This window comes from Pseudorhodoferax sp. Leaf267, assembly GCF_001422405.1.
GTDB lineage: Bacteria > Pseudomonadota > Gammaproteobacteria > Burkholderiales > Burkholderiaceae_C > Pseudorhodoferax.
This window is the reverse complement of the sequence record NZ_LMMV01000012.1, coordinates 359,859-379,381: the sequence shown is the minus strand read 5'-3', so window position 1 is coordinate 379,381 and position 19,523 is coordinate 359,859. Positions and strand designations below refer to the sequence as shown.

The following is a 19,523-nucleotide window of genomic DNA, read 5'->3' as shown; positions in this document are numbered from 1 at the left end:
TCACCTCGGGGTCGGGCCGCCGGCTAGGGCAGCGGGATCAATAGCTTGAAATCCGTTCGTCCCGGTACGCTGTCGCATTCGATCAACCCATGGTGTTGCTGAACGAAGGTCTGCGCCAGCGTGAGCCCCAGCCCCGATCCCCCATCCCTGCCCGACACCAGCGGGTAGAAGATGCGTCCGATGATCGACTCCGGGACCCCCGGTCCGTTGTCGATGACATGCAATTCCAATGCCAAGCGGTAACGCTGCTTGCCGAACGTGACCTGGCGAGCGATGCGCGTGCGCAGCGTGATCTCGCCCTCGCCCGCCGCGATGCGCTCGGCCAGCGCCTGGGCCGCGTTGTGCGCGATGTTGAGCACGGCCTGGATCAGCTGCTCGCGGTCGCCGCGGAACTCCGGGATGGAGGTGTCGTAGTCGCGCACCACGCGCAGCCCGCGTGGGAACTCTGCCATGATCAGCGAGCGCACGCGTTCGCAGACCTCGTGGATGTTCACGTCGCCCACCACGTGCGGGCGGCGGTGCGGCGCGAGCAGCCGGTCGACCAGGGCCTGCAGCCGGTCCGCCTCGTGGATGATGACCTGCGTGTACTCGATGAGCTCGCGCGAGTCGATCTCCATCTCCAGCAGCTGCGCCGCTCCGCGGATGCCGCCCAGCGGGTTCTTGATCTCGTGCGCGAGGTTGCGGATGAGTTCCTTGTTGGCCTGCGCCTGGTCGATCAGGCGCTCCTCGCGGTCTTGCTTGGCCTGTTGCTCCAGCGGGAGCAGCTCGACGACGACCTCGCCGGCCTGCTCGGTCTGCGCCACGACCACGTGCACGGGCAGCGGCTCATGGCTGGCACGCTTGAGCCAGGCCTCGTAGCGCAGCGCGGCGAACTCGTTGCTGCCCGCGCCTTCGAGCGCGTTCTGCATCAGATGCGGCTCGGTGAAGAAGTCGGGAAAGTGCGAGCCTTCGATCGTGCGGCGCGAGAAGCCGAGCGCGTCTTCCAGCGCGGCATTGGCAAACAGCACCGAGCCATCGCTGTGCAGCACGGCCACCAGCGTGGCCAGCAGGTCGAAGGAATGGAAGCGGGACGAGGGCTTATGGTTCAAGGCATGCTTGCGTGGGGCCGCGGTCATCGCGCCCCCGCCGCCGGCAGCCGGCCGATCTCGCGCTTGATGCCGGCGATGTCGCTCTCGTTGCGCTCGATGCTGGCCTTCATCTCAGCCACGCGATCGAGGTAGCGCTGGTAGTTGCGTGCCTCGATGCCCTGCTTCTCGGGCTCGCCGTTGTTGTATTCCTTGAGCAGTTCGGCCTGGCGCGATTCCACGCGCTTGAGCTCGGACTCGAGGATGCGGCGCGACTCGTTGTCGCGGCTGATCTGCTGGTTGTCGTCCGTGCGCGCGCCGCCGCCGGCAACCGGTGCCCGCACCGGTGCGGGTGCCTTGGCGCGCTGCGGTGCCTCGATCACCGTCACGTTGCCGCCTTCGACGAGCTTGCAGCCGCGCGCCTGCGCTTCGCGCGCGTCGCGGATGCTGTTGGTGTACTCGTTGCCACAGCGGTAGACCTGCCCCCAGGCGTTTACCGCGAGCAGGCTGGCGGCCAGCGTCAAGACGGTTGCGTAGTTCATGCGTTCACAAAGGCCCTCGAATCGGTATCGCCGGATGGTAGCGCGCGCCATCGCATGCACGGGTTGGCAGCGCCAACGAAAAAGGACGGCTTGCGCCGTCCTTGCCTGAGACTGCGGGCCCCGCCACAAGTTGCAGCGGGTCGCGCCTGAATTACAGCGAGTAGTACATGTCGAATTCGACCGGGTGGGTCGCCATGCGAAAGCGCGTGACTTCCTGCATCTTCAGTTCGATGTAGGCATCGATGTAGGCATCGGTGAACACGCCGCCCTTGGTCAGGAAGGCGCGGTCCTTGTCCAGGTGCTCCAGCGCCTGGTCCAGGCTGTGGCAGACGGTGGGGATCAGCGCGTCTTCTTCCGGCGGCAGGTGGTACAGGTCCTTGGTGGCGGCTTCGCCCGGATCGATCTTGTTCTCCACACCGTCCAGGCCGGCCATCAGCAGCGCGGCGAAGCCCAGGTAGGGGTTCATCAATGGATCGGGGAAGCGCGCTTCCACGCGGCGGCCCTTGGGGTTGGCCACGAACGGGATGCGGATCGAGGCCGAGCGGTTCTTGGCCGAGTAGGCCAGCTTCACCGGGGCTTCGTAGCCGGGGACCAGGCGCTTGTAGCTGTTGGTGCCGGGGTTGGTGATGGCGTTCAGCGCACGGGCGTGCTTGATGATGCCGCCGATGTAATGCAGTGCGAACTCGGACAGGCCGGCGTAGCCGTCACCGGCGAACAGGTTCTTGCCGTCCTTCCAGACCGACTGGTGCACGTGCATGCCCGAGCCGTTGTCGCCCACGATGGGCTTGGGCATGAAGGTCGCGGTCTTGCCGTACGTGTGGGCCACGTTGTGGATCACGTACTTCTGCAGCTGGACCCAGTCGGCGCGCTCGATCAGCGTGCTGAACTTGGTGCCCAGTTCCATCTGGCCAGCGTTGGCCACTTCGTGGTGGTGCACTTCGACCGGGATGCCCAGGGCTTCGAGCACCAGGCACATTTCCGAGCGCATGTCCTGGAAGCTGTCGACCGGGGGAACGGGAAAGTAGCCACCCTTGACGGCGGGACGGTGGCCGGTGTTGCCGTGCTCGTATTCCTTGCCGGTGTTCCAGGAGGCTTCCTCGGAATCGATCTTGACGAAGCAGCCGGACATGTCGTTCTTCCAGCGCACGCTGTCGAAGACGAAGAATTCGGGCTCGGGTCCGAAGTAGGCCGTGTCGCCCAGGCCGGAGGCCTTCATGTAGGCTTCGGCGCGCTTGGCCAGCGAGCGCGGGTCGCGCTCATAGGGCTTGCCATCGACCGGGTCGATCACGTCGCAGGTCAGGATCAGCGTCGTTTCTTCGAAGAAGGGGTCGACGTTGGCGGTGTTCGGGTCGGGCATGAGCTGCATGTCCGAGGCTTCGATGCCCTTCCAGCCGGCAATGGAGGAACCGTCGAAGGCATGGCCGGAGGTGAACTTGTCCTCATCGAAGTGGGACACGGGCACGGTCACGTGCTGCTCTTTCCCACGGGTGTCGGTGAAGCGGAAGTCGACGAACTTGACTTCGTTTTCCTTCACCATTTTCATGACGTCTGCGACGCTCTTAGCCATCAAATGCTCCTGCGGTTGGGGGTTGGAATCGGGTTGGGGTCAAACAAGGACATGGCATGGGATGCAGATTCCATGCCATGGCACACGCACCAAAAGCGGCCTGGGGACACTGCGCTCCGCCCCTGGCAAAGGGCTGCAGGCGGCCGTTGCATCGCCGCAAAACGCGGCACAGAGCGCAGTTTACGCACTTGCTTGGTGCAATCTCGCAAATGCACCAAGATGAATCTCAGGGGCGCACCAACTCGGGACCGAGCTGCAGATCGAACGCGCGCAGTCCGGCCAACAGGTCGGCGTAGGCTGCGTCCACGTCCTGCGTCGCGCCCTTGACGCCCAGCTCGATGTGCCGGCCGTGCTGCGGATGGTCGACGCTGGGCAGGCTGAACACCTTGATGCCGGCATGCACGCTCTCGATGCGCTCCATCAGCGGCACGAGCGTGGACTCCATCGAGCCATAGACGATGACCGAGCGTTCGGCCCAGGCCGCTTGGCGGAACAGCGGCGCGTAATCCTGGTCCAGGACCCACTCGACCATGGGCCAGGCCATGACGGGAAAGCCCGGCACGAAATGCACGTGGCCCACGCTGAAGCCGGGGATCTTGTTGTACGGGTTCGGGATGATGCGCGCGCCCTGCGGGAACACGCCCATGTTGAGCCGGTGCACGTTGTCGGGACGGTCGGGCTCATAGGGCACGCCCTGCTCCCTGGCCATGTCCTGCATGCGTTCGCGGATCAATGCCTCGGCCTGCGGATGCAGCGCCAGCGGCACGCCCAGCGCACGTGCCGCGCAGCCGCGCGTGTGGTCGTCCGGCGTGGCGCCGATGCCGCCGCAGGAGAAGACCAGGTCGCCGGACGCGAAGGCGCGCTCCAGCGTGGCCGTGATGCGGTCGGGCGCGTCGCCCACGTAGTCGGCATAGGCCAGCTGCAGGCCACGGGCGCCCAGCAGTTCGATGACCTTGGCCATGTGCTTGTCGGCGCGCTTGCCCGACAGGATTTCGTCACCGACGATGACCAGGCCGATGGCTGTGGGCAGCGACTCAGGGGGGCGGGAGTGGGGCTGGTTCATAAGGGCGCGTGGAGGACGACGAGGAGGAGGCACCCGGCTCGATCAGCACGGCGCTGGGCTGGGGCCAGTCGGCGCTGGGCGGCACGACCTGCACCGCGGCCTCACGGGCGCGCATGGCCTCCAGCGCGGCCAGTGCGTAGTGCGTGAACCACAGTGCGGAGAAGGCAAACACCAGCGTGTAGACCCAGACCGCCAGCGGCACCAGCACTGGCGCCAGCACGACAGCCAGCGCGCCCCAGGCCCAGATCAGCGCCGGCGCGGCGCCCAGGTAACCGGTGAGGATGCCGAGCACGAGCAGGTTCACGCGGTGCTCGCGCATGATGGCCTGGCGCTCGGGGCGGCTGGCGTAGTCGGCCAGCACGTCGTAGGCCATGACGCGGTAGGTCAGCCAGCCCCAGATCAGCGGCGGCAGCACCAGCACCAGTGGCGGGATCAACCACAGCGGGATCGACAGCACCAGCACGACCAGCGCGGCGATGGTGGCCCACAAGGCGCCGAACAGGCTGCCGAAAAACGATCCGCCGTGGCGCTTGTCCATCTTCGGAAAGCGCCGTTCACCCACGAGCGCGACGATGGACGGCGTCATGAGCGCGGCCACCAGCAGCAGCGAGATGACCACGATCAACGGCGTGATGAGGGCGACCACGAGCAGGGGCGCGATCAGGCCCTGCACGTTGCCCCAGCCGAAGCCCTGCAGCCAGCCCATCGCCGTGCCGAACACGGGCCAGCTTTCCAGCCAGGCACGCGTGAAGGCAATCGTCGATTCCCAAAAGAAGTAGCCCAGGCCCAGGGCCAGGCCGGCGATCAGCACCAGGGGCAGCAGCGACAGCGCGATCACCCGGGGATGCAGGCAATAGGCGGCGGCGCGCCAGAAGGAGTCAAGCAACAAACGCATGCGGCGAGGATAACCCGGCAGACCCGGCGCGCCGCAAGCCGACGCGGCCGGGCAAGCTCACGCGCGGTTCAACAGGCGCAGCAAGCCCAGCCACTGCTGCGACCAGAAGCCGCGGCCGTAGTCGCGCAGGCCGCGCGGCCCCTGCTCCACCTGGTCGCGGATGCCGGTGGGGTCGTAGCGCAGCTGGAAGTCGGACGTGCCGAACAGCATGTCCCACCAGGGCAGCAGCACACCGAAGTTGCAGCCGCCCAGCGTGTCGCGGCCCGTGGATTCGTGGCCGATGCCGATGCTGTGGTGCCGCCGGTGAAAGCGTGGGCTGACCCACAGCCGCTCGCCGACCGCGCCGAACCACACGCGCAGATTGGCATGGTGGAAGTTCTCGGACAACTGCGTCAGCGCGACGATGGCGACGAACTGGCCCGGGCCGACGCCGATCGTCTGCGCGATGACGACCAGGATCAGGTCGCGCAGCACGTCGTCGAGCAGGTGGTTGCGGTTGTCGCTCCACATCGTCATCTGGCGCTGCGAGTGGTGCAGCGCATGCAGGCTCCACCACCAGCGCCACTGGTGCTGGCCGCGGTGGATCCAGTAGTCGACGAAGTCGAACACGACCAGGTACAGCAGGAAGCTGACCAGGGCCAGGTCCGTCACGCCGGGCCACAGTGCGTCCAGATGAAAGGTGCTGAGCCCGGCCACGCGCAGCCAGCCGAACACATCGTCCATCCAGGGCTCGAGCGTGAAGAACAGGGCCAGACGGAACAGGCCGAGCCGGTGGACCAGCGTGTAGACCACGTCAGTGCGGATCGCCGCGGCATCGCGCACCGGCTCCACGGGCCGCAGGCGCTGCAGAGGCCCGATGACCAGCAACATCACGACGATCTGCAGCAAGCCCACGAGCAGCCAGCCGGTGCCGACGAAGGCCTCTTCCAGGCGCCCGCCGAGGCCCAGTGCGAATGCGAGCGGCTGCACGGCGTTCTCGAACAGCCACTGCTGCGCATTGCCGAACAGATCGGTCAGCGCATCCACGGCCGATCTTTCTGCGCTGCGATCCACCTGCCGAACTCAGGGTGCTCGCGCAGCGTGGCGAAACAAAAGCCTTTGGCCTTGAGGCCGACGATCAGCGGCTCCAGCACGGCCGGCGCCCAGGGGTCCTTGCGCGACCAGATGCCCAGGTGGGCCAGCAGGATGTTGCCCGGGCGGATGTCGCGCAGCGCCTGCTCCAGCAGTTGCGCGTTGGGCGACCGTTCGCTGGGTAGCTCGTCGCCGAGGAAGCCGGCGGGCGACCAGCCGACATGCGCATAGCCGCATTGCCGCGCAGCCTCGACCAGGGCTGCCGAGGTGCGACCGCCAGGCGCGCGGAACAACGGCAGAGGCGCCTGCCCGGTCAACACTTCCAGGCGCTGCGCCGCCCGGTCGATTTCCTCGCAGTACTGGGGCGCCGACACCAGCCGGGTCTGGCCCACTTGCGGCCCGGCCGAGGCGCGGATGCGAAAGCGCGGCGTGCCATCGCGCGCCGGGGCCACGTCCGACGTCCAGTACACATGGTCGAACGTGTGCGAAGCAAAGGCATGGCCCTCCGCGGCACGCTCGCGCCACCAGGAGGCCCAATCGTCGCCCAGGCTGCCGTCGCCGGTCTGCGTGGACTCGTTCGCAGCGAAGAACGTGACATGCACGGCCTGGCGCTTGAGCACTTCTGCCACCAACGGCGCGATGCCCATGTGGCCGGTGTCGAATGTGAGATACAGCGGCTTGGCACAGTTGGCGGCGGCCAGGCCGCTCGAGACGGCCAGCAGTGCCGCCACGGCACTGCGCCGGCAGCGCAGCGGGCTGTCAGCGTTGCGCATGGTCCAGTGTCCAGACCCCGTGCGGCGAACGGCCGACCTTGACCTGGCGTGACAGCTTGCCGGTTGTCAGGTCGAGCACGGTCAGCCTGCGCGCCCACCTCGAGGTCACGAACAGCAGCTTGCCGTCGGCCGACAAATCCATGCAATCCGGGCCGCCCGGCACAGGGTAGCTGGCGACCACCTCCAGGGTCTGCAGATCGATCTTGCTGATGCTGTTGGCCACCCGGTTGCTGACGAACACGTGGCGCTTGTCGCCGGCACCGCGGAAGGCGTGGGCGCCGTCGCCGGTCTTGATGTTGCGCATGGCCCGTGGCTCCTTGCCGGAGACGTCGAAGACCTGCACGCTGTCGCCCCCCGTCAGGCCCACGAGCACCGTCTTGTCGTCGGCCGTGCCGTAGACGTCGGCCGGCGTCGGTCCGGTGGCCACGCGCCACTTGATGGCCTGCGTGGCCAGGTCCAGCGCGACGAGTTCGTCGCTGTCCTGCATCGTGGCGTAGACCGTCGTGCTCTTGCTGTCGATCCAAAGGTGGCTGGGCGTCTTGCCGGTGGACACACGCTTGGCCAGCTGCAAGTCCTGTCCGTTCCAGCGGTACACATCGACATGGTTCAGCCGGTTCGCAGCGATGACCAGCCACTTCATGTCCGGCGAAAAGCGCAGGTGGTACGGGTCGACGATGCCCTGCACCACCTTCTGCACCTCCGCCGTCCGCGGATCGATGAAGGTCAGCGAATCGCCGAGCGCATTGGCGATGATGAGCGACTTCTCATCGGGCGTCAGGTACAGGTGGTGCGGCTCCTTGCCGGTGGCGATGCGCCGCGTCTCCTGCCACGACACGGGGTCGATCACGCTGACAGAGGCGTCCAGCGAATTGAGCACGAAGATGGGATGCGATTGCGCGGATGCCGCAAGCGGCACCAGGACGACCAAGGCGGCCAAGACGGGCCGGATCAGGACAGACAGAAACGACTTCACGGCACCCTTTTGGAATCAGCTGGAAAGTGTACTCAGGCCGGCGCCACGAGCGCCGCCAGATCGGCCGGGCGCAGCCAGCACCATTGCCCGGGGGCCAGCGTGTCCGGCAACGCCATGGTGCCGATCTGCGATCGGTGCAGCGCTTCGACCCGGTTGCCGACCGCGGCCACCATGCGCTTGACCTGGTGGTACTTGCCGCTGGTCAAGGTCAGGCGCAGATGCAGCGCTGCGGCGTCGGCATCGACGATCTCGGCCGCCGCTGCCTGCACGGGGCGCGGGTCGTCGTCGAGCACCACGCCGCGCAACAGGGCTTCGACCTGGCGCGCGTCGAGCGCATGCTTGACCTGGACCTCGTAGACCTTGGGCACATGTTTCTTGGGCGAGCTCATGCGGTGGATGAACTGGCCGTCGTCGCTCAGCAGCAGCATCCCGGTCGTGTCCTGGTCGAGCCTGCCCACGGCCTGAACGCCCTGCACCGCACTCTTGTTGGGGCGCTGGCGCAGCGGCGACGGCAGCAGGGTGTAGATGCTGGGGTAGGTCGAAGGCTTCTGAGAGCACTCAGTCCCGGCCGGCTTGTGCAACAGCACGTAGGCCTTCTCGAAGTATTCCCAGTCCACGCCCTGCACCTCGAAACGCAGACCTTGCGGTGTGACGTCCAGCGTCGAGTCGGTGCAGACCACAGGCTCGGTCGCGTTGCGACCATGGACGCGCACGAGACCCTGCTGGATCAGGCCCGCACACACGCGCCGCGTGCCAAAGCCCTGGGAGAAAAGAACATCCTGCAATTGCATCGAGAACGATCCGCACGAGAAAAAGCCCCAACCAGTGACGGTTGGGGCTTTGGGTTTGGTGGAGCTGGGGGGATTCGAACCCCCGTCCGCAAGCCATCTTCGCGCAGATCTACATGTTTAGCGGTCTGTTTTGAGTCTCGCCACCTGTGTCGCGCAGTCGCACGCTACACAGGACGCCAGTACCCTATTGTCTCGCCCCCGACCAAGGTACCCGGTCCGGAGCCAGCCGATGAAATTATCTTTACAGCCGGGAGCTCTCAACTTGCGTCAAGAACCCCTTGCCCAGCCCATCGGCCTGCTGTTGTAAAGCTCACTGGCAATTAAGCAGCGAGTGCGAAACGTTCGTCGTTTGCAGTTAGTTTGTTTGAATCTGTTTTACGAGCGCATTCAGCTCGACATGCACCACTGCGATTCCGAACCCACGTCGAAACCAATGCAGCCCCAAGCTCGCTATTTTAGGCCACTCACCGCATTTGCAAGGATGGAAGGAGAGAAAGCAGTTCGAGCGGTGTGGCGATGCTGGCATCTGCGCCCCACTTCGCGGTCTCCGTTGCAACTCCCAGATACCCATACGTGGCCACGACGGTGCCCATGCCGGCCGCACGGCCGGCCATGATGTCCCGCTCGTCATCGCCCACGTAGATGCAGGCCGCAGGCGGTACGCCCAGCGTGCTAGCCGCCTCGAGCAAGGGGGTCGGATGCGGCTTGCTGAATGGCGTCGTGTCGCCACTGATCAGTACGCCGGAGGATGCGAAGGTCGGAATGCTGGCCGTGAGCGGAACAGAGAAGCGCGAGGACTTGTTCGTCACCACGCCCCAGGGAACGCCACATGCCACGAGACGGTCGATCAATGCCGTTACACCGTCGAACAGGACGGTGTGCTCCGTCATCATTCGCTCGTAGTTGACGAAGAACTCTTCTCGCAGAGCGGCGAAGTCCGGATGCTCGGGCGTCATATCAAACGCAATGCCCAGCATGCCGCGCGCACCCGAACCCGCCATGGCACGGTAGCGGCCAGCGCCGAGCGCATTCATACCACGGTCGGTACGCAATTGATCGGCGGCCGCGCCCAGATCGAATGCGCTGTCGACCAGCGTCCCGTCCAGATCGAACAGCACGGCCTTGACGTCACGAAACATGGGATCCTTCCGCCGGACGGCGCGTCGCGAGCATGTAGTTGACGCTGGTGTCGGCGCTGAGCCAGTAGCGCCGTGTCAGCGGGTTGTATTCGAGGCCACGGCTATGCTCCATGCTCAGGCCCGCGCCACGAACGAAGCGCGCCAATTCACTCGGCCGGAGCAGTTTGTCGTAGGAGTGCGTGCCACGGGGCAGCAACTTCAACAGGTATTCGGCACCGACGATGGCGAACAGAAATGACTTGGCGTTGCGGTTCAGGGTCGAAAAAAAGACCCAACCACTTGGCTTGACCAAGGTCGCACAAGCCCGCACGATCGATGCCGGGTCCGGCACGTGCTCCAGCATTTCCATGCAGGTGACCACGTCAAAACTTGCCGGGCGCTCCTGCGCAAGCTCTTCCGCACTGACTTCGCGGTACGCGATGTTGGGCGTCTGTGCTTCCAATGCGTGCAGTTGCGCGACTTTCAAGGCCTTGGTCGATAGGTCGACGCCCAGCACATTCGCGCCACGGCGCGCCATGCTGTCCGACAGAATGCCACCACCGCAGCCGATGTCGACGACATCCTTGCCCTGCAGAACAATAGATTCCTGGATCCAGTTGAGACGCAAGGGATTGATCTGGTGCAGGGGGCGGAATTCACTTTCCGGGTCCCACCACCGATGCGCCAAGTCGGAAAATTTGGCCAGCTCCGCCGGGTCAGCGTTCAAGGAGGCGTTCATTCAAAGGTCCAAAACATAAAAAAAGCCCGCTAGCAAGGCTCGCGGGCTTGAGGCGCACGGGCCAAAAAGCCCGTGAGACATCGTGACGATCAGCGATTGGCGCGCGTACCGACCACTTCGATTTCCACGCGACGGTTCTTCGCGCGGCCTTCGGCGGTCTTGTTATCGGCGACAGGTTGTTTCTCGCCCTTGCCTTCGGTGTAGACGCGATTGCGTTCCACGCCCTTGGAAACCAGGTATGCCTTGACCGCTTCGGAGCGACGCACCGACAGACGCTGGTTGTAAGCATCGGAGCCCACCGAGTCCGTGTGACCGACGGCGATGATGACTTCCAGGTTGATGTCCTTGATCTTGCCGACCAAATCATCAAGCTTGGCGCGGCCTTCTGGCTTCAGCACAGACTTGTCGAAATCGAAGAACGCATCGGCCGCGTAGGTCACCTTCGTGGCAGCGGGCGGCTGCGGAACAGGAGCGACCGGAGCCGCGCCAGGTGCTGCAGGAGCAGCAGACGGTGCGGGTGCAGGAGCAGCAGCGGCTTGTGCAACGATGGCGCCATCGCAGCCCACGGCAGCAGTGGCCGGCGTCCAGTTGGCATTGCGCCAGCACAGGCTTTGGTCGGCCGTCTTCCAGACCAGGCTGGAATCGGCGGTACGCCAGTTGTCGACCGATTGGGCACCTGCGGCAGTAGCGAGCGCTGCGGAGGCAAACAACATCGCCACTTTGTTCAATTTCTTCATGGTTCTCCTCTGGGGGAATAAGGCGCAGCAGCGCTGCGAAACCGGACGCCTACAGTGACCACCACTGAGCACGTACGATTTGATTGTGCCACACGACCCTATGGCGACCAGGGCTGGAGCCGTAGGACGAAACCCAAAACCAGCCTGTTTGTTGCCGATTCGCCACACACCCCTGAGCCTAAAATGCGGCACCTCCGCCGAAGCCTGACACATGACCCAATTCGCTAAAGAAACACTGCCAATCAGCCTGGAAGAGGAAATGCGGCGGAGCTATCTGGACTACGCGATGAGCGTCATCGTCGGCCGTGCGCTGCCCGACGCACGCGATGGTCTGAAGCCTGTGCACCGACGTGTGTTGTTCGCAATGCACGAAATGAACAACGATTGGAACCGGCAGTACAGGAAATCGGCCCGCATCGTCGGGGATGTCATCGGCAAGTACCACCCGCACGGGGACCAATCGGTCTATGACACGATCGTGCGCATGGCGCAGGACTTCTCCATGCGCCACATGCTGGTGGACGGACAGGGCAACTTTGGCTCGGTCGACGGCGACAACGCCGCGGCCATGCGGTATACCGAAATTCGCCTGACCAAGATCGCGCATGAATTGCTGGCCGATCTGGACAAGGAAACGGTCGACTTCGGCCCGAACTACGACGGCAGCGAAAAGGAGCCGCTGGTCATGCCGACCCGGCTGCCGAACCTGTTGATCAACGGCTCGGGCGGCATCGCAGTCGGCATGGCGACAAATATCCCGCCGCACAACCTGAACGAAGTGGTGGATGCCTGCCTGCACTTGCTGCGCAATCCGGACGCATCGATCGACACACTGATGGAGATCGTGCCGGCGCCCGACTTCCCCACGGCCGGCATCATCTACGGCATCAACGGCGTCAAGGACGGCTACCGCACCGGTCGCGGCAAGGTTGTGATGCGGGCCAAGTGCCACTTCGAGGACATCGACCGCGGCCAGCGACAGGCCATCATCGTCGACGAGCTGCCGTACCAGGTGAACAAGAAGACGCTGCAAGAACGCATGGCCGAGCTCGTGCACGAAAAGAAGCTCGAGGGGATCAGCCACATCCAGGACGAGTCCGACAAGTCGGGCATGCGCCTCGTGATCGAGCTCAAGCGCGGTGAAGTGCCTGAAGTGGTGCTGAACAACTTATATAAGCAGACGCAGCTGCAGGACACCTTCGGCATGAACATGGTGGCGCTGGTCAACGGCCAGCCCAAATTGTGCAACCTGAAGGACCTGATCGAGGTCTTCCTCGACCACCGCCGCGAAGTCGTGACGCGGCGCACGGTGTTCAACCTGCGCAAGGCTCGCGACCGTGGCCATGTGCTGGAAGGCCTGGCCGTGGCGCTGGCCAACATCGACGAGTTCATCCGCATCATCCGCGAATCGCCCACGCCGCCGGTGGCCAAGGCCGAGCTGATGGCGCGCCCCTGGGACAGCAAGCTGGTGCGCGAGATGCTGACACGCACGCGCGCCGATGGCGGCGTCGTGAACGCCGACGACTACCGCCCCGAAGGCCTGGACCTGATCTACGGCATGGGCAACGACGGCCTCTACCGTTTGAGCGACACCCAGGCCCAGGAGATCCTGCAGATGCGCTTGCAGCGCCTGACGGGTCTGGAACAGGACAAGATCGTCGCCGAGTACAAGGAAGTCATGTCCGAGATCGAGGATCTGCTGGACATCCTGGCCAAGCCCGAGCGCGTCTCGGTCATCATCAGCGACGAACTCACCGCCATCAAGCAGGAGTTCGGCCAGACCAAGGTGGGCGCGCGGCGCAGCCTGGTGGAACACAGCTCCTTTGATCTCAGCACCGAAGACCTGATCACGCCGACCGACATGGTGGTCACGCTGTCGCACAGCGGCTACATCAAGAGCCAACCGCTGTCCGAATACCGCGCCCAAAAGCGCGGCGGCCGCGGCAAACAGGCGACCGCGACCAAGGAAGACGATTGGATCGACCAGCTCTTCATCGCCAACACACACGACTACATCCTGTGCTTCTCCAACCGCGGCCGGCTGTACTGGCTCAAGGTATGGGAGGCGCCGCAGGGCTCGCGCGGATCGCGTGGCCGCCCCATCGTCAACATGTTCCCGCTGGCCGAGGGCGAGAAGATCACCGTTGTGCTGCCCCTCACGGGGCCGAAGCGCACCTTCCCGGCCGACCAGTTCGTCTTCATGGCCACGTCCATGGGAACCGTCAAGAAGACGACGCTCGATGAATTCAGCAACCCGCGCAAGGCCGGCATCATCGCTGTCGACCTGGACGAGGGCGACTTTCTAATCGGCGCGGCACTGACCGATGGGCAGCACGATGTGATGCTGTTCTCCGACGGCGGCAAGGCCGTGCGCTTCGACGAGAACGACGTGCGCCCCATGGGCCGCAACGCACGCGGTGTGCGCGGCATGATGCTCGACGAGGGCCAGACCGTGATCGCCATGCTGGTGGCCGAGGACGAGCAGCAGAGCGTGCTGACCGCCACGCTCAATGGCTACGGCAAGCGCACCAGCATCACCGAATACACGCGCCATGGCCGTGGCACCAAGGGCATGATCGCGATCCAGCAGAGCGAACGCAACGGGCGCGTCGTCGCAGCCACGCTCGTGCATGTGGACGACGAGATCATGCTGATCACCGACAAGGGCGTGCTGGTGCGCACGCGCGTCAGCGAGATCCGCGAATTGGGCCGTGCGACGCAGGGCGTGACGCTGATCGGGCTGGATGAAGGCTCCAAGCTCAGCGGCCTGCAGCGCATCGTCGAGAACGACGCCAACGCCGTGTTGCCCGAAGGTGACGGCGGCGCCGGCGAGGATGGCGCGGACAGCCCGCCGGCCGCCTGATACCCACCTGCCCCACCGCGCCGCCTCACGGCAGTGCGGTTTTTTCTTTTGCAAACGGAGCTCCGCATGCGCCGCCCCTACAACTTTTCCGCCGGCCCGGCTGCCATTCCCGAAGAAGTTCTGCGTGAGGCCGCCGGCGAAATGCTGGACTGGCATGGCAGCGGCATGAGCGTCATGGAGATGAGCCACCGTGGCAAGGAGTTCATCTCGATCTATGAGCAGGCCGAGGCTGATCTGCGTGAGTTGCTGGCCGTGCCCGCCAACTACAAGATTTTGTTCATGCAGGGCGGCGGCCTGGGCGAGAACGCCATCGTGCCGATGAACCTGTCGCGCGGCGCTACGGTCGACTTCGTGGTCACGGGCAGCTGGAGCCAGAAGTCGTTCAACGAGGCAGCGCGCTACTGCACGACGCACCTGGCCGCCAGCAATGCCGCGGACCAGCACACCAGCATGCCCGGTAGCTGGCAACTCAGCGACAAGGCCAGCTACCTGCACATCTGCAGCAACGAGACCATCCACGGCGTAGAGTTCCAGATCCTGCCCGACCTGAAGGCGCTGGGCTCAGATACTCCTCTGGTCATCGACTGCTCCTCGCACATCGCCTCGCGGCCGATCGACTGGTCGCGCGTCGGCCTGGCCTTTGCCGGTGCGCAGAAGAACCTGGGCCCGGCCGGGCTGACGCTGGTCGTCGTGCGCGAGGATCTGCTCGGCCATGCGCTGCCGATCTGCCCCAGCGCATTCGACTACGCCACGGTGGCCGAACACGGTTCCATGTACAACACGCCGCCCACCTATGCGATCTACATCGCCGGATTGACCTTCCAGTGGCTCAAACGCCAGCAGGAAGGCGGCCTGACCGGCATTGCCGCCATGGAGCAGCGCAACCGCGCCAAGGCCGAGCTGCTTTACAGCTTCATCGACGGCTCGCAGTTCTACGAGAACAAGGTCGCGCCGGCCTGCCGCTCGCGCATGAACGCACCCTTCTTCCTGCGCGATGAAAGCCGCAACGATGCTTTCCTGGCCGGTGCGAAGGCGCGCGGTCTGCTGCAGCTCAAAGGCCACAAGTCCGTGGGCGGCATGCGGGCCAGCATCTACAACGCCATGCCGCTGGCCGGCGTCCAGTCGCTCGTGGACTACATGCGAGAATTTGAGCAATCCCACGCCTGAAAGAGACAAGCCCGCCATGAGTGCCGAGCCCAGCACCGTTTCCTCTCCCGATCTCGCGGCGCTGCGCGTGCAGATCGACGCACTCGACCAGGAACTGCTGGCGCTTCTGAACAAGCGGGCCCATGTGGCCGAACAGGTGGGCGCCGTCAAGCGCAGCGAGGGCTCGCCCTTCTACCGCCCCGACCGGGTTGCCCAGGTCATCGCCAGGATCCAGTCGCGCAACAAGGGGCCGCTGCGCAACGAACATGTGGGGGCGATCTGGAACGAGATCATGTCGGCCTGCCTGGCGCTGGAAGCGCCACAACGCGTGGCCGTGCTGGGGCCGGCCGGCACCTTCAGTGAAGAGGCGGCCCTGCAGTACTTCGGCAGTGCCGTGGAATTGCAGTACTGCGCCAACTTTGATGAAGTGTTCCAAGCCACGGCCTCTGGTGCGGCACATTTCGGCGTGGTCGGCATCGAGAGCTCGGCCGAAGGCGGCGTCACGCGTTCGCTGGACTTGCTGCTGGACACGCCTGCACACATGGTGGGCTCTGTCAGCCTGGCGGTGCAGTTCAACCTGCTGCGCCTGTCCGATTCACTCGATGGCATCGAGGCCGTGCTGGCCCACCCCCAGGCCCTGGCCCAATGCCAGAACTGGCTGTCGACCCACCTGCCGCACGCCGAGCGCCGGGCCGTCTCCAGCAACGCAGAGGGCGCGCGGCTCGCCGCCACCAACCCGGCCTGGGCCGGCCTGGCCAGCGAACGCGCGGCTACGCAGTTCGGCCTGCACCTCGCGGCGCGCGCCATCCAGGACAACGCGCACAACCGCACGCGCTTCGCCATCATCTGCCTGCCCGAAACGCTGGAAGCGCCGGCGGCTTCCGGCAAGGACTGCACCAGCCTCGTGGTGTCGGTGCCCAACCGCCCAGGCGCGCTCCACGACCTGCTGGTGCCACTGAAGACCCATGACGTCTCGATGACGCGCTTCGAGTCGCGCCCCGCCCGCACAGGCCAGTGGGAATACTTCTTCTACATCGATCTGGACGGCCACCCGTCCCAACCGCACGTCGCCAAGGCGCTCGAAGAGCTGCGCCGCATCTGCGCCTTCTACAAGCTGCTGGGCACGTACCCGGTCAGCGCGTGAGCCTGGACGGGGCGCGCGCCATGTTCCAACAACTCGCGCTGATCGGCTGTGGCCTGATGGGCGGCTCGTTCGCGCTGGCCCTCAAGCGCGCCGGCCTGGTCGGTCGTGTCGTGGGCTACAGCAGGTCGCCGGCCAGCAGCCAGCGCGCCCTGGAGCTCGGCGTCATCGACGCACAGGCCGTGTCGGCCGAGCAGGCCGTGGCCGGGGCCGACATCGTGCTCATCGCTGTGCCCGTCGCTGCAACCGAGAGCACGTTGGCGTCCATCCGCGGGCAGGTCACATCCGACATGCTGGTCATGGACGTGGGCTCGACCAAGGGCGACGTGGTGCAGGCAGCCGAGCGCGCGCTGGGCGAGCGCATCGGGTCGTTCGTGCCGGCCCATCCCATCACGGGCAAGGAGGTCGCGGGCGTGGAGCATGCGGACGCCGAGCTGTACCAGGGCCGGCATGTGATCCTGACCCCGCTGGCGACGACGCAGGCGGCCCAGTTGCAGAGTGCACGCGAGGCCTGGGCTGCAGTGGGCGGCAAGCTGGTGCACATGGCGCCCGATGCGCACGACACCACCTTCGCCGCCGTCAGCCACCTGCCGCACCTGCTGGCCTTCGCCATGGTGCAGGGCATCGCCGCCCAGCCCGGAGGCGAGAAGATCCTGGCCCTGGGCGGCCCGGGCTTTCGCGACTTCACACGCATCGCAGCGGCCGACCCGACCATGTGGCGCGACATCTTCCTGGCCAACAAGACCGAACTGCTTGCGCAACTGCGCTGGCACCAGCAGGCCCTGCAGGCCATGGAGCAGTCCATCCTCCACGACGACGGCCCCACGCTCGAGCGCCAGATCGCGCAGGCCAGCAGCATCCGCGCGCGCTGGCGCATGGCCTCCATCACCCAAGACGACTGAATGTTCACCACCTCCTTCCTGGACCTCCCCCCATTGCAGGGAGCCGCCGGAACCGTGGCGCTGCCGGGCTCCAAGAGCATCTCCAACCGCGTGCTGCTGCTGTCTGCGCTGTCGGCTGGCCGCACCGTCGTGCGCGACCTGCTCGACTCCGACGACACACGCGTCATGCTGGCCGCGCTCGCCACGCTGGGCTGCGGCATCGCGCACGAGGGCAGCAGCGTCACCATCACCGGGCTGGACGGCCGCTTGGCCACGGGCCAGGCCGAGCTGTTCATGGGCAATGCCGGCACGGCCATCCGCCCGCTGACCGCCGTGCTGGCCGTGCTGGGCGGCGACTTCACGCTGACCGGCGTGCCGCGCATGTACGAGCGGCCCATCGGCGATCTGGTCGACGCGCTGAGCCAGCTCGGCTGCGCGATCGCCTATGCCGGCAACCCCGGCTACCCACCGCTGCGCATTGGCACGCCGGCCGCCCTGCGCCTGGCCGACCCGATCCGCGTGCGTGGCGACGTCTCCAGCCAGTTCCTGACCGCGCTGTTGATGGCCCTGCCGCTGGTCGCGACCCGCGATGTCGTGATCGAGGTCGTCGGCGAGCTGATCTCCAAGCCCTATGTCGAGATCACGCTGAACCTGCTGGAGCGCTTCGGCATCCGCGTCGCGCGCGACGGCTGGCAGCGCTTCACGATCCCGGCCGGCAGCCGCTACGTGTCGCCTGGCGAGATCCACGTCGAGGCCGACGCCTCCTCGGCCAGCTACTTCATCGCGCTGGGAGCCATCGCCGCCGACACCGCGCAGCCGCTGCGTATTGATGGCGTGGGCGCGGCCTCCATCCAGGGCGACATCCGCTTTATCGAAGCCGCCCAGGCCATGGGCGCGCGCGTCGATGCCGGCCCGAACTGGCTGGCCGTATCGCGCGGCGCCTGGCCGCTCAAGGCCATCGATCTGGACTGCAACCATATCCCCGACGCGGCGATGACGCTGGCGGTCATGGCGCTGTACGCCGACGGTCCCAGCCGACTGTCCAACATCGCCAGCTGGCGCGTGAAGGAAACCGACCGCATCGCCGCCATGGCGGCCGAGCTGCGCAAGTTCGGCGCCGAGATCGAAGAGGGCCCGGACTTCCTGCACATCACGCCGCCGCCCGTGGCCCGGCCCTGGCCGCCGGCGGCAATCCACACCTACGACGACCACCGGGTCGCGATGTGCTTTTCTCTCGCCGCGTTCCATGGCCTGCGCGCAGGCGCGCGCGGGGCCTCGACGACGCCGGTGCGCATCCTGGACCCGAAGTGCGTCGCCAAGACATTCCCGGACTACTTCGAGGCGCTGCTTGCGGTGAGCAGCACGCCCACGGCCCAGATCCCGGTGCTGTGCATCGACGGGCCGACCGCCTCGGGCAAGGGCACGGTCGCGGCCTCCGTCGCCAAGCGCCTGGGCTACCACTTCCTTGACTCCGGCGCCATGTACCGCATCACCGCGCTGGCCGCCTTGCGCGCCGGCCTCGCGATCGGCGCCGCCGGCGAGACCGCGATCGCCGCCATGGCCGCCACACTGCCGGTGCGCTTCGACGAGGGCCGGATCTGGCTGGACAACGAAGACGTGACCGACGAGATCCGCACCGAGGAAGCCGGCATGAACGCGTCCAAGGTCTCGGCCCTGCCGGCTGTGCGCAGCGCGCTGGTCGACCTGCAATTGAGCTTTCGCCGCCTGCCCGGCCTGGTCGCCGACGGGCGCGACATGGGCACGGTGATCTTTCCCGGCGCCCCGCTCAAGGTGTATCTGACCGCCAGCGCCGAACGCCGCGCGGAGCGCCGGCATAAGCAATTGATTTCAAAAGGTATTTCAACTACAATCGCCGACCTTCGCGCGGATTTGGAAGCGCGCGACGCCCGGGACTCGTCCCGCGCCGTCGCCCCGCTTCGAGCCGCTGTCGATGCTTTCACACTGGACAACTCCGATTTGACGGTCGATCAATCCGTCGAAGAGGTGCTCCAGTGGTGGGATCGCCGTCAGGGCTTTTAGCCCCGGTTCGCACGAAGTCTTCCAGGTCCAGGCCCCCAGCAGCGCAGCAAGCGCATCGGTGGTCTGGTGTTTTCAACCCAACCCCGCGGGGCGATCCCGCACAACCGCCACGACAGTCT

At 65.9% G+C, this 19,523-nt stretch carries 17 protein-coding genes and 1 other RNA gene; 5 read left to right on the top strand and 13 right to left on the bottom strand.

From position 1 onward, the window contains the following. Positions 1 to 23 precede the first annotated feature (23 nt). From glnL to ompA, 13 genes are all read right to left on the bottom strand, one after another. Entirely contained in the window at positions 24 to 1,115 is a 1,092-nt protein-coding gene (glnL, locus tag ASF43_RS13585) for a nitrogen regulation protein NR(II) (RefSeq protein WP_056181776.1), read from the bottom strand. Beyond that, positions 1,112 to 1,606 (bottom strand): hypothetical protein, encoded by a 495-nt coding sequence (locus ASF43_RS13580; RefSeq protein ID WP_056181772.1) that lies wholly within the window; start codon positions 1,604 to 1,606, stop codon positions 1,112 to 1,114. The genes glnL and ASF43_RS13580 overlap by 4 nt, the downstream gene beginning before the upstream one ends. 151 nt (positions 1,607 to 1,757) lie before the next feature. After that, positions 1,758 to 3,173 (bottom strand): type I glutamate--ammonia ligase, encoded by a 1,416-nt coding sequence (gene glnA / locus ASF43_RS13575; protein ID WP_056183389.1) that lies wholly within the window; start codon positions 3,171 to 3,173, stop codon positions 1,758 to 1,760. A 226-nt stretch (positions 3,174 to 3,399) separates the two neighbouring features. After that, complete coding sequence (locus tag ASF43_RS13570) at positions 3,400 to 4,236, bottom strand: molybdopterin-binding protein (RefSeq protein WP_056181770.1); 837 nt, start codon at positions 4,234 to 4,236, stop codon at positions 3,400 to 3,402. After that, positions 4,208 to 5,131 carry an EI24 domain-containing protein gene (locus ASF43_RS13565; protein ID WP_082497833.1) on the bottom strand — a complete coding sequence of 308 codons (924 nt, stop codon included), beginning with the start codon at positions 5,129 to 5,131 and terminating at the stop codon, positions 4,208 to 4,210. Before ASF43_RS13565 ends, ASF43_RS13570 begins: the two co-directional genes overlap by 29 nt. Positions 5,132 to 5,188: 57 nt before the next feature. Continuing rightward, complete coding sequence (locus tag ASF43_RS13560; RefSeq protein WP_056181767.1) at positions 5,189 to 6,157, bottom strand: sterol desaturase family protein; 969 nt, start codon at positions 6,155 to 6,157, stop codon at positions 5,189 to 5,191. After that, the gene (locus ASF43_RS13555; RefSeq protein ID WP_082497832.1) at positions 6,145 to 6,975 is read right to left on the bottom strand and encodes a polysaccharide deacetylase family protein; all 831 of its coding nucleotides are present in this window, start codon (positions 6,973 to 6,975) and stop codon (positions 6,145 to 6,147) included. The genes ASF43_RS13560 and ASF43_RS13555 overlap by 13 nt, the downstream gene beginning before the upstream one ends. Then, positions 6,962 to 7,912: a beta-propeller fold lactonase family protein gene (locus ASF43_RS13550; RefSeq protein ID WP_235578272.1), complete on the bottom strand. Its 951-nt coding sequence runs from the start codon at positions 7,910 to 7,912 to the stop codon at positions 6,962 to 6,964. Before ASF43_RS13550 ends, ASF43_RS13555 begins: the two co-directional genes overlap by 14 nt. 68 nt (positions 7,913 to 7,980) lie before the next feature. Further along, complete coding sequence (locus ASF43_RS13545; protein ID WP_056181764.1) at positions 7,981 to 8,739, bottom strand: pseudouridine synthase; 759 nt, start codon at positions 8,737 to 8,739, stop codon at positions 7,981 to 7,983. Positions 8,740 to 8,795: 56 nt separating this feature from the next. Beyond that, positions 8,796 to 9,182: a transfer-messenger RNA gene (gene ssrA / locus ASF43_RS29835) on the bottom strand. Positions 9,183 to 9,203: 21 nt separating this feature from the next. Next, complete coding sequence (locus ASF43_RS13540) at positions 9,204 to 9,878, bottom strand: HAD-IA family hydrolase (protein WP_056181761.1); 675 nt, start codon at positions 9,876 to 9,878, stop codon at positions 9,204 to 9,206. Continuing rightward, a complete protein-coding gene (gene ubiG / locus ASF43_RS13535) occupies positions 9,868 to 10,596 on the bottom strand; it encodes a bifunctional 2-polyprenyl-6-hydroxyphenol methylase/3-demethylubiquinol 3-O-methyltransferase UbiG (protein WP_056181758.1) in 729 nt (242 codons plus the stop codon). The genes ASF43_RS13540 and ubiG overlap by 11 nt, the downstream gene beginning before the upstream one ends. A gap of 89 nt (positions 10,597 to 10,685) precedes the next feature. Further along, complete coding sequence (gene ompA / locus ASF43_RS13530; protein ID WP_056181755.1) at positions 10,686 to 11,333, bottom strand: outer membrane protein OmpA; 648 nt, start codon at positions 11,331 to 11,333, stop codon at positions 10,686 to 10,688. 211 nt (positions 11,334 to 11,544) lie between these two features. Between ompA and gyrA the strand changes: the two genes are divergently transcribed. The 5 genes from gyrA to ASF43_RS13505 all read left to right on the top strand — a co-directional run bounded on the left by gyrA (position 11,545) and on the right by ASF43_RS13505 (position 19,404). Beyond that, positions 11,545 to 14,196 (top strand): DNA gyrase subunit A, encoded by a 2,652-nt coding sequence (gene gyrA, locus ASF43_RS13525; protein ID WP_056181752.1) that lies wholly within the window; start codon positions 11,545 to 11,547, stop codon positions 14,194 to 14,196. Positions 14,197 to 14,262: 66 nt separating this feature from the next. After that, positions 14,263 to 15,363, top strand: coding sequence for a 3-phosphoserine/phosphohydroxythreonine transaminase (serC, locus tag ASF43_RS13520; protein ID WP_056181749.1), 1,101 nt, complete (start codon positions 14,263 to 14,265; stop codon positions 15,361 to 15,363). Positions 15,364 to 15,379: 16 nt separating this feature from the next. Then, positions 15,380 to 16,486, top strand: a complete 1,107-nt coding sequence (gene pheA, locus ASF43_RS13515; protein WP_056181744.1) for a prephenate dehydratase — start codon at positions 15,380 to 15,382, stop codon at positions 16,484 to 16,486. Between the two features lie 20 nt (positions 16,487 to 16,506). Beyond that, positions 16,507 to 17,385 (top strand): prephenate dehydrogenase/arogenate dehydrogenase family protein, encoded by an 879-nt coding sequence (locus tag ASF43_RS13510; RefSeq protein ID WP_056181740.1) that lies wholly within the window; start codon positions 16,507 to 16,509, stop codon positions 17,383 to 17,385. Beyond that, entirely contained in the window at positions 17,386 to 19,404 is a 2,019-nt protein-coding gene (locus ASF43_RS13505; RefSeq protein ID WP_056181737.1) for a bifunctional 3-phosphoshikimate 1-carboxyvinyltransferase/cytidylate kinase, read from the top strand. Positions 19,405 to 19,523 lie beyond the last annotated feature (119 nt).

Bases quoted from the DNA above. Each gene is read 5' to 3' on its own strand.
- ubiG (WP_056181758.1), bottom strand. From the start codon at position 10,596: ATGAACGCCTCCTTGAACGCTGACCCGGCGGAGCTGGCCAAATTTTCC.
- ASF43_RS13545 (WP_056181764.1), bottom strand. From the start codon at position 8,739: ATGCAATTGCAGGATGTTCTTTTCTCCCAGGGCTTTGGCACGCGGCGC.
- glnA (WP_056183389.1), bottom strand. From the start codon at position 3,173: ATGGCTAAGAGCGTCGCAGACGTCATGAAAATGGTGAAGGAAAACGAA.
- ASF43_RS13570 (WP_056181770.1), bottom strand. From the start codon at position 4,236: ATGAACCAGCCCCACTCCCGCCCCCCTGAGTCGCTGCCCACAGCCATC.
- ASF43_RS13580 (WP_056181772.1), bottom strand. From the start codon at position 1,606: ATGAACTACGCAACCGTCTTGACGCTGGCCGCCAGCCTGCTCGCGGTA.
- serC (WP_056181749.1), top strand. From the start codon at position 14,263: ATGCGCCGCCCCTACAACTTTTCCGCCGGCCCGGCTGCCATTCCCGAA.
- ASF43_RS13510 (WP_056181740.1), top strand. From the start codon at position 16,507: ATGTTCCAACAACTCGCGCTGATCGGCTGTGGCCTGATGGGCGGCTCG.
- ASF43_RS13505 (WP_056181737.1), top strand. From the start codon at position 17,386: ATGTTCACCACCTCCTTCCTGGACCTCCCCCCATTGCAGGGAGCCGCC.
- pheA (WP_056181744.1), top strand. From the start codon at position 15,380: ATGAGTGCCGAGCCCAGCACCGTTTCCTCTCCCGATCTCGCGGCGCTG.
- gyrA (WP_056181752.1), top strand. From the start codon at position 11,545: ATGACCCAATTCGCTAAAGAAACACTGCCAATCAGCCTGGAAGAGGAA.
- ASF43_RS13565 (WP_082497833.1), bottom strand. From the start codon at position 5,131: ATGCGTTTGTTGCTTGACTCCTTCTGGCGCGCCGCCGCCTATTGCCTG.
- ASF43_RS13555 (WP_082497832.1), bottom strand. From the start codon at position 6,975: ATGCGCAACGCTGACAGCCCGCTGCGCTGCCGGCGCAGTGCCGTGGCG.
- ompA (WP_056181755.1), bottom strand. From the start codon at position 11,333: ATGAAGAAATTGAACAAAGTGGCGATGTTGTTTGCCTCCGCAGCGCTC.
- glnL (WP_056181776.1), bottom strand. From the start codon at position 1,115: ATGACCGCGGCCCCACGCAAGCATGCCTTGAACCATAAGCCCTCGTCC.
- ASF43_RS13540 (WP_056181761.1), bottom strand. From the start codon at position 9,878: ATGTTTCGTGACGTCAAGGCCGTGCTGTTCGATCTGGACGGGACGCTG.